Source organism: Segeticoccus sp. (assembly GCF_035708005.1).
The window spans coordinates 1-9,076 of record NZ_DASSTI010000109.1 but is presented as its reverse complement, the minus strand read 5'-3'; the positions used below and the strand labels follow the sequence as shown (position 1 = coordinate 9,076).

Below are 9,076 nucleotides of genomic sequence, written 5' to 3'. Positions count from 1 at the left end.
TTCTACAGCTTCAGCAGGTTGGCGTCGTCGACCGAGGCCGACCGGCGGGCACGGAAGATGGCCACGATGATGGCCAGGCCGACCACGACCTCCGCCGCGGCGACCACCATGACGAACAGGGCGATGACCTGTCCGTCGAGGCTGCCGTGCATCCGGGCGAAGGTGACGAAGACGAGGTTGGCCGCGTTGAGCATGAGCTCGACACCCATGAACACGACGATGGCGTTGCGCCGCATGAGCACCGCGGCCCCACCGATCGCGAACAGGATGGTCGCGAGGTAGACGTAGTTGACCAGGCTCACCGGCTCTTGCCCTCCTCGATCTCGTGCTCGATCTCCTGCTCCGCCTCGACGTGCTGGGTCGGCACGGTGACCTGCTCGCGCGCGCTGAGCACGCGGGACACGGACAGCTCGCTGGGGGTGCCGTCGGGAAGCAGGGCCGGGGTGTCGACCGCGTTGTGGCGGGCGTAGACACCGGGCGCCGGCAGGCCGGCGACGTTGACGTTCTCGCGGATCCGGCGCTGGGCCCACAGCCGCTGGCTCGGCCGTGGCCCGAGCCGCTCGCGGTGCGCCATCACCATGGCGCCGAGCGCCGCGGTGATGAGCAGCGCCGACGTGATCTCGAAGGTCCAGACGTACTGGCCGAAGATGAGGTTGGCGACGCCGGAGACGTTGCCCGGGTCGGTGTTGACGTCCGACAGGCCCCGCATCGGGGCGAACTGGGCCCGGCCGATCGCCGAGAAGAGCAGCACCGCCAGGCCGAGCGCGAGCAGCGAGGCCGCGACCTTCTGCCCCTTGAGCGTCTCGACGAGCGAGTCGGCCGCGTCGACACCGACGAGCATGAGCACGAAGAGGAACAGCATCATGACCGCGCCGGTGTAGACGAAGATCTGGATGATGCCGAGGAAGTCGGCCTTCTCCGCGATGTAGAAGATGCCGAGGATGATCATGACGGCCGCCACCGAGATCGCGGCGTGCACCGCCTTCTTCGCGAACAGCAGTCCCAGCGCGCCGAGGACGCTCAGCGGCGCGAGGATCCAGAACAGTGCCGCTTCACCTGCGCCGGTCACCGGTCCTCACCTCCCATGATGCTCTCCGCGCCGTAGTGGTCGGCCGCGTGCATTCCCTCCGACGTCGACGTCGGCTGGGTTCCCGTGGTCGGGTCGACCGCGTCCGTCGCGTGCGGGTGCTCGCGGGCCCACTCCTCCTGCTCCGGGGTGGCCTTGGCGACCTTGCCCCGGTAGTAGTCCCGCTCGGTCATCCCCCGCACCATCGGGTGCGGCGGCTGGAGCATGCCGGCACGCAGCGGGGCGAGCAGCTGGTCCTTCTCGAAGATCAGGTCGCCGCGGTTGTTGTCCGCCAGCTCGTACTCGTTCGTCATCGTCAGCGCGCGGGTGGGGCAGGCCTCGATGCAGTAGCCGCAGAAGATGCAGCGCAGGTAGTTGATCTGGTAGACGCGGCCGTAGCGTTCGCCCGGTGAGTACCGCCCGGTACCGCCCTCGGAGTCGTCGTTGTCCGCGCCCTCGACGAAGATCGCGTCCGCGGGGCAGGCCCAGGCGCACAGCTCACAGCCGACGCACTTCTCCAGCCCGTCCGGGTGCCGGTTGAGCTGGTGCCGCCCGTGGTAGCGCGGCTGGGTCGGCCACTTCACCTCCGGGTACTCCTCGGTGGCGACCTTGCGGAACATCGTCGAGAAGGTGACGCCGAACCCGGCGACGGGTGCGAACAGGTCGGCGAAGAAGCCACGCTTCTGCTCGTCAGCCACGAGGGACCTCCCTGTGGTCTTGGGTGTGGTCGGTGGTGCCGGACGCCGCCTGTCCGACGGTCAGCGGGGTCCGGTCGGCGCTCGGCTCACGCAGCCGCTGGCCAGGCATCGGCGGCACCGGGTAGCCACCGGCGAAGGGGTCGATCTCCTCCTCCGGCGGGCGGGCGGAGTGGGCGTGCGCCTCGGCGCGCTTGCCGTCGACGATCCAGGCGACGCCCATGGCGATCACGGCGATGACGCCGATCAGCACGATGGTGGCGGTCGGCACCCCGATCCCGAGGATCCGGAGCGTGCCCGAGCCGAGGAAGTTCAGCTGCGAGGCCCGGATGAAGGCGACGGCCACGACCCAGACCAACGTGGCCGGGATCATCACCTTCCACCCGAACCGCATGAACTGGTCGTAACGGACGCGAGGCAGCGAGCCGCGCAGCCACACGAAGAAGAACATGAACAGCCACAGCTTGATGAGGAACCACAGCAGGCCCCACCAGCCCTGGTTGAGCATGCCGTTGTTGATGTGCGCCAACCCGGGGGGCGCCTGCCAGCCACCGAGGAACAGCGTGGTGGCCAGCGCCGAGACGGTGAACATGTTGACGTACTCGCCGAGGAAGAACATGGCGAACTTCAGTGAGGAGTACTCGGTGTGGAACCCGCCGGTGAGCTCGCCCTCACCCTCGGCCAGGTCGAAGGGCAGGCGGTTGGTCTCACCGATCATGGTGACGACGTAGACGGCGAAGGAGAAGAAGGCCGGCACGATGTACCACAGGTGCTGCTGCGCGGCGACGATCTGCGACGTCGACATGGAGCCGGCGTAGAGGAAGACCGCGACCAGTGCCAGACCCATCGCGATCTCGTAGGAGATCACCTGGGCGGTGGAACGCAGTCCGCCGAGCAGCGGATAGGTCGAGCCGGACGACCAGCCCGCCAGCACCGTGCCGTAGACCCCGACGCCGGCGACGGCCAGCACCAGGATCACGGCGATGGGGGTGTCCGCCAGCTGCAGCGGGGTCCGGTGGCCGAACATCGACACCTCGGGCCCGAGGGGGATGATCGCGAAGGAGACGAACGCCATCGCACCGGCGATGATCGGCGCCAGCACGAACATCACCTTGTCGGCGTTCTTCGGGGTCAGGTCCTCCTTGAGGGCCAGCTTCACGCCGTCGGCCAGCGTCTGCAGCAGGCCGAAGGGACCCGTCCGGTTGGGGCCGGGGCGCTGCTGCATCCGGCCGATGACCCGCCGCTCGAACCAGATGACGATGAGCGTCTGCACCATCAGCAGCGCGAACAGCAGGACCGCCTTGACCAGCGACAGCCAGATCGGGGTGTCGCTGAAGTCGGCGCGAGGGATCTCCGCCGCCGGGACCGACGCTGACACAGCGCCGAGCGTTCCGAGCAGGCTCATGCAGCACCACCCTTGCTGAGCTGGACGAGGTCACCGGCGCCCGCGCCGAGCATGGCGCGCGCCGCGGACCCCGGGGAGTTGGTCGGCAGCCAGACGACGTGGTCCGGCATCGTCGTCACCGCCACGGGCAGGGCGATGCTACCGGTGTCCGTGGACACCACGACGACCTCGCCCTCGGCGATCCCCAGTTCCTTGGCCGTGGTCGCCGAGAGGCGGGCCAGCGGGCGGGGCGCGGTGCCGGCGAGGAACGGCTCCCCAGCCTGCATCAGCCCGGAGTCGAGCAGGTGCGGCCAGGTCGCGAGCACGGCCTCACCTTCCGCGGGGCTCGGCAGGGCCGGTATGCCGGCCACGGGCGCCATGGCTGCCCGCTCCCCGCGCCACGGGCCGACCTGCGCCATCTCCTGGCGGGTCTGCTCGACCGTGCGGGTGCCGAGGAACTCGCCGAGCTCTGCGGCGAGCAGGTCGAGCACCCGGTAGTCGCTCATCGTGTTGCTGTTGATCGCGCGGTCGAACGGACGGACCCGGCCCTCCCAGTCGACGAAGGCACCGGACTTCTCCTGGTGCGCCGCGACCGGAAGGACGACGTCGGCATACTCCATCACCGGCGAGACGCGCAGGTCGAGGGAGACGACGAAGGCCCGTCGCAGGGCCTCACGGGCCCGTGCCGGGTCGGGCAGGTCGTCGGGGTCCACGCCGCCGACGAGCAGTCCCGACAGCTCCCCCTCGGCGGCCGCGGCCACCATCGCGGAGGTGTCGCGTCCCGGAGCGGCGGGCAGCTCGCCCACGCCCCAGATGGCGGCCAGCTCGGCCCGCGCAGCGGCGTCGGCAACCGGACGCCCGCCGGGCAGCAGGTTCGGCAGCGCGCCGGCCTCGAGGGCACCGCGCTCACCGGCTCGTCGGGGGACCCAGGCCAGCTTCGCGCCCGTGGCCTTCGCCAGCCGGGCCGCGGCGCTGAGCCCTCCGGGCACGCCGGCGAGTCGCTCGCCGACCAGGATCACGGCTGCCTGGTCGGCGTCACGCAGCGCCTCGGCTGCCGCGGCGACCTCCTGCTTGCCGTCGGCGAGGGCCTGCAGCACCTCGGCCTCCGTGCCGGGGGCGGCGCTGATCAGGCTGCCGGCCATCTTCTCCAGGGAGCGGGTGGCGAACGGCGCAACCGACCAGATCGCCGTCTTGTGCTTGCGGTTCGCCTTGCGCAGCCGCAGGAAGACGATCGGCGACTCCTCCTCCGGCTCGAAGGCGACGAGGAGGACCGTCTGGGCCTTCTCGAGGTCGGCGTAGGTGACCTCGCGGCTCGTGGCGGCGACGTGGGCGGCGAGGAAGTCGGCCTCCTCCGGCGAGTGCGGCCGAGCCCGGAAGTCGATGTCGTTGGTGCCGAGGGCGGTCCGCGCGAGCTTGCTGTAGGCGTAGGCGTCCTCGTTGCCCACCCGGCCACCGACCAGCACGCCGACGCCCAGCCCGTCCCGGGCCTCGGCGAGGCCGTGGGCGGCCACGTCGAGCGCCTCGTTCCACGAGGCGACCCGCCAGGCACCGTCCGCGTCACGCACGAGCGGGTCGGTGATCCGGTCGTTCTGGGCGTAGGTGAAGGCCCACCGGCCCTTGTCGCAGTTCCACTCCTCGTTGACCTCGCGGTCCTCGAGGGCCATCCGCCGCATCACGACGCCACGACGGTGGTCGGTGCGGATCGCGCAGCCGCTGGCGCAGTGCTCGCAGACGCTCGGCGTGGACACGAGGTCGAACGGCCGGGACCGGAAGCGGTAGGCGGAGCCGGTCAGCGCACCGACCGGGCAGATCTGGACGGTGTTGCCGGAGAAGTAGGACTCGAACGGCTTCTCCTCGTAGATGCCGACCTGCTGCAGCGCGCCGCGCTCGATGAGCGCGATGAACGGGTCGCCGGCGATCTGGTCGGAGAAGCGGGTACAGCGCGCGCACAGGATGCAGCGCTCGCGGTCGAGCAGCACCTGGCTGGAGATGTTGATCGGCTTGGGGTAGGTCCGCTTCACGTCCTCGAAGCGACTCACCGGACGACCGTTGGACATCGCCTGGTTCTGCAGCGGGCACTCGCCGCCCTTGTCGCAGACCGGGCAGTCCAGCGGGTGGTTGATGAGCAGGAACTCCATCTGCCCGTGCTGCGCCTTGTCGGCCACCGGCGAGGTGTGCTGGGTCTTGACAACCATGCCCTCGGTGGCCTCGAGGGTGCAGGAAGCCTGCGGCTTGGGGAACGGCGTGAGCGTCCCGCCGCGCGGCGCGGACACCTCGACCAGGCACTGCCGGCAGGCACCCACCGGGTCGAGCAGCGGGTGGTCGCAGAACCGCGGGATCTGCACGCCCACCTGCTCGGCGGCACGGATGACGAGGGCGCCCTTGGGCACGCTCACCTCGATGCCGTCGACGGTGAGCGAGATCAGCTCGGGCTTCGGCTCGGCCGGAGGCTGGGCGTCTCCGCCCTTGGTGACGGCGTTGCCGCCGCCGGCCGGCGAGGTGGGGACGGTCATGCTGACACGGTCTCCTTCGCGAACAGCGTGGAGTCGGACGGCGGGAAGAGGACATCGGCGGGCGTGTGCATGCCGGCCTCGAACTCCTCCCGGAAGTACTGGATCGCCGAGGTGATCGGGCTGGTGGCGCCGTCACCGAGCGCGCAGAACGCGCGACCCAGGATGTTGTCGCAGATGTCGACCAGCTTGTCGATGTCGTCCTGGCTGCCCTTGCCGTGCTCGAGGCGCTCCAGGATCTGCTTCAGCCAGTAGGTGCCCTCCCGGCAGGGCGTGCACTTGCCGCAGGACTCGTGGGCGTAGAAGTCGGTCCACCGGGAGACGGCCCGCACCACCGACGTGGTCTCGTCGAAGATCTGCAGGGCGCGCGTGCCGAGCATCGACCCGGCGGCGGCCACCGACTCGAAGTCGAGCGGCACGTCGAGGTGCTCGTCGGTGAGGATCGGGGTCGAGGACCCGCCCGGCGTCCAGAACTTCAGCTGGTGACCCTTGCGGATCCCGCCGGCCAGGTCGAGGAGCTCCCGCAGGGTGATGCCCAGCGGCGCCTCGTACTGCCCGGGCCGGGTGACGTGCCCGGAGAGGCTGAAGATGCCGAAGCCCTTGGACTTCTCGGTGCCCATGTCGGCGAACCAGTCGGCGCCGTGCGACAGGATCGGCGGGATGGACGCGATCGACTCGACGTTGTTGACCACGGTCGGTCGTGCGTACAGACCAGCGACCGCGGGGAACGGCGGCTTCAGCCGGGGCTGGCCGCGGCGGCCCTCGAGGGAGTCCAGCAGCGCCGTCTCCTCACCGCAGATGTAGGCGCCGGCACCGGCGTGCACCGTGATGTCCAGGTCGAAGCCCGAGCCGAGGATGTTCGTGCCCAGGTAGCCGGCGGCATACGCCTCCTCCACCGCGCGCAGCAGGCGCCGGTAGACATGGACGACCTCACCGCGGACGTAGACGAAGGCGTGGGTGCAGCCGATCGCGAAGGAGGTGATGATCATGCCCTCGATCAGGAACTGCGGGGCCGCCATCATCAGCGGGATGTCCTTGCAGGTGCCCGGCTCGGACTCGTCGGCGTTGACCACGAGGTAGCGGGGGCCGCCGTCAGGTGGTGGCAGGAAACCCCACTTCATGCCGGTCGGGAAGCCCGCACCGCCACGACCGCGCAGGCCGGAGTCCTTGGCCATCTGCACGAGCACGTCCGGGCCGAGGCCCAGCGCCTTGCGCAGGCCCTGGTAGCCGCCGTTGCGCTCGTAGGTCGCGAGCGTCCACGACTGCGGGTCGTCCCAGAACTTGGTGAGGATGGGGGTCAGCTGGGTGCTCATGCCTGTCCCTTCCCGTTCGCCGAGTCGCCGTCACCGGGCTTGGTGTCGGGCGGGTTCGCCGGCGTGTCCACGGACATGTGCTGGCCGGGCTGCGGCGCGGTGCCGGCACCCGCGGCGGTGTCCTGCCGGGTCGCCGAGGCCGAGTCGTCCTCGCCCGGCGCGCGCCAGCCGTGCTGGTGGGCCACCTGAAGTCCCTCGACGGAGGCCGGACCGGCACCCACCCCCTCGTCGGCGCGGCCGTCGGGGAAGCCGGCGAGCACGCGTGAGATGTGCTTGAAGCCGCAGACCCGGTCCGCACCGCGGCTCGGGCGGACCTCCGCGCCGGAGCGCAGGTCGTCGGTGAGCTTCTTGGCCGACTCCGGGGTCTGGTTGTCGAAGAACTCCCAGTTGGCCATGACGACGGGGGCGTAGTCGCAGGCGGCGTTGCACTCGACGCGTTCGAGGGTGATCTTGCCGTCGGCGGTGGTCTCGTCGTGGCCGACCCCGAGGTGGGCCGACAGCTCGTCGAAGATCTGGTCGCCGCCCATGATCGCGCACAGCGTGTTGGTGCAGACCCCGATCGTGTACTCACCGTTGGGGTGGCGCTTGTACTGCGTGTAGAAGGTCGCGACCCCGCTCACCTCGGCGGTCGTGAGGTCGAGCTTGCGGGCGCACCACTCGATGCCCCGGCCCGACACGTAGCCGTCGATGCTCTGCACCAGGTGCAGCAGCGGCAGCAGTGCCGAACGCTTCTGCGGGTAGCGGGTGAGCACCTCCGCCGCGTCCGCCTCGAGCCCGGCCAGCACGTCCGGCGCGAACAGGTCCGCCCCGTCGGCGTTCTCCCAGAAGCTGGGGTAGGCACGCGGGTCCGGCATCTCGGTCCGGTCGTAGGGGCCTGTGTTCTCTGTCCGCTCGCTCACCGGTCCACGCCTCCCATCACCGGGTCGATCGAGGCGACGGCCACGATGACGTCGGCGACCATGCCGCCCTCACACATCGCGGCCACGGCCTGCAGGTTGTTGAACGACGGGTCACGGAAGTGCGCCCGGTAGGGGCGGGTCCCGCCGTCGGCGACGACGTGGCAGCCGAGCTCGCCCTTGGGAGACTCCACCGCGACGTAGGCCTGACCCGGCGGCACGCGGAAGCCCTCGGTCACCAGCTTGAAGTGGTGGATGAGCGACTCCATCGACTCGCCCATGATCTCCCGGATGTGGTCGAGACTGTTGCCCATGCCGTCGCCGCCGATCGCGAGCTGGGCGGGCCAGCCGATCTTCTTGTCCTCGACCATGACCGGGCCCGGGGTGTTCTGCAGCCGGTCGGCCGCCTGCTCGGCGATCTTCAGCGACTCGTACATCTCGTCGATCCGGATGCACAGCCGCCCGTAGGCGTCGCACGAGTCACGGGTGATGACGTCGAAGTCGTACGTCTCGTAGCCGCAGTAGGGCGCGAGCTTGCGCAGGTCGTGGGGAAGCCCGGTCGAGCGCAGGACCGGGCCGGTGATCCCGAGCGCCATGCAGCCGGTCAGGCCGAGGTGCCCGACGTCGACCATGCGGCCCTTGAACAGCGGGTTCTCGACGATCAGGTCCTCGAGCTCACGGAGCCCCTTGCGCAGCTCGGGGATGATGTCGCGCACCTTGTCGATGGCACCGGGTGGCAGGTCCTGCACGACACCGCCGGGACGGATGTAGGCGTGGTTCATCCGCAGCCCGGTGATCATCTCCAGCACGGACAGGATCCGCTCGCGCTCACGGAAACCGATCGTCATGACCGTCGTGGCGCCCATCTCCATGCCACCGGTGGCCAGGGCCACGAGGTGCGAGCCGATCCGGTTGAGCTCCATCACGAGCACCCGGATCATGCTGGCGCGCTCGGGGACCTGGTCGGTGATGCCGAGCAGCTTTTCGACCCCGAGGCAGAACGCCGCTTCCTGGAAGAGCGGCGTGAGGTAGTCCATGCGGGTGCAGAAGGTCACGCCCTGGGTCCAGGTGCGGAACTCCATGTTCTTCTCGATGCCGGTGTGCAGGTAGCCGATGCCCGCCCGCGCCTCGGTGACCGTCTCGCCGTCCAGCTCGAGGATCAGGCGCAGCACGCCGTGCGTCGACGGGTGCTGCGGACCCATGTTGACGACG

Annotated in this window: 8 protein-coding genes; all 8 read right to left on the bottom strand. The window is 70.1% G+C overall.

Annotated elements, in window-relative coordinates:
* Positions 1–2: 2 nt before the first annotated feature.
* Positions 3–302 carry an NADH-quinone oxidoreductase subunit NuoK gene (gene nuoK / locus VFL99_RS11115; protein WP_325106422.1) on the bottom strand — a complete coding sequence of 100 codons (300 nt, stop codon included), beginning with the start codon at positions 300–302 and terminating at the stop codon, positions 3–5.
* Positions 299–1,069, bottom strand: a complete 771-nt coding sequence (locus VFL99_RS11110) for an NADH-quinone oxidoreductase subunit J (RefSeq protein WP_325106421.1) — start codon at positions 1,067–1,069, stop codon at positions 299–301. Before VFL99_RS11110 ends, nuoK begins: the two co-directional genes overlap by 4 nt.
* A complete protein-coding gene (gene nuoI, locus VFL99_RS11105) occupies positions 1,066–1,764 on the bottom strand; it encodes an NADH-quinone oxidoreductase subunit NuoI (protein WP_325106420.1) in 699 nt (232 codons plus the stop codon). The genes VFL99_RS11110 and nuoI overlap by 4 nt, the downstream gene beginning before the upstream one ends.
* On the bottom strand, positions 1,757–3,166 hold the full coding sequence (gene nuoH, locus VFL99_RS11100) for an NADH-quinone oxidoreductase subunit NuoH (RefSeq protein ID WP_325106419.1): 1,410 nt from the start codon (positions 3,164–3,166) through the stop codon (positions 1,757–1,759). Before nuoH ends, nuoI begins: the two co-directional genes overlap by 8 nt.
* Positions 3,163–5,658 (bottom strand): NADH-quinone oxidoreductase subunit G, encoded by a 2,496-nt coding sequence (locus tag VFL99_RS11095; protein WP_325106418.1) that lies wholly within the window; start codon positions 5,656–5,658, stop codon positions 3,163–3,165. Before VFL99_RS11095 ends, nuoH begins: the two co-directional genes overlap by 4 nt.
* On the bottom strand, positions 5,655–6,968 hold the full coding sequence (gene nuoF / locus VFL99_RS11090; protein WP_325106417.1) for an NADH-quinone oxidoreductase subunit NuoF: 1,314 nt from the start codon (positions 6,966–6,968) through the stop codon (positions 5,655–5,657). The genes VFL99_RS11095 and nuoF overlap by 4 nt, the downstream gene beginning before the upstream one ends.
* Positions 6,965–7,822, bottom strand: coding sequence for an NADH-quinone oxidoreductase subunit NuoE (gene nuoE / locus VFL99_RS11085; protein ID WP_414713745.1), 858 nt, complete (start codon positions 7,820–7,822; stop codon positions 6,965–6,967). Before nuoE ends, nuoF begins: the two co-directional genes overlap by 4 nt.
* Positions 7,823–7,863: 41 nt before the next feature.
* Positions 7,864–9,076, bottom strand: a 1,213-nt coding sequence (locus VFL99_RS11080; RefSeq protein WP_325106415.1) for an NADH-quinone oxidoreductase subunit D, incomplete at its 5' end; no start/stop codon positions are given.

What these genes read in the sequence shown, in the direction of transcription:
- nuoE (WP_414713745.1), bottom strand. Translation starts at nt 7,822, where the DNA reads ATGCCGGACCCGCGTGCCTACCCCAGCTTCTGGGAGAACGCCGACGGG.
- nuoF (WP_325106417.1), bottom strand. Translation starts at nt 6,968, where the DNA reads ATGAGCACCCAGCTGACCCCCATCCTCACCAAGTTCTGGGACGACCCG.
- nuoH (WP_325106419.1), bottom strand. Translation starts at nt 3,166, where the DNA reads ATGAGCCTGCTCGGAACGCTCGGCGCTGTGTCAGCGTCGGTCCCGGCG.
- VFL99_RS11095 (WP_325106418.1), bottom strand. Translation starts at nt 5,658, where the DNA reads ATGACCGTCCCCACCTCGCCGGCCGGCGGCGGCAACGCCGTCACCAAG.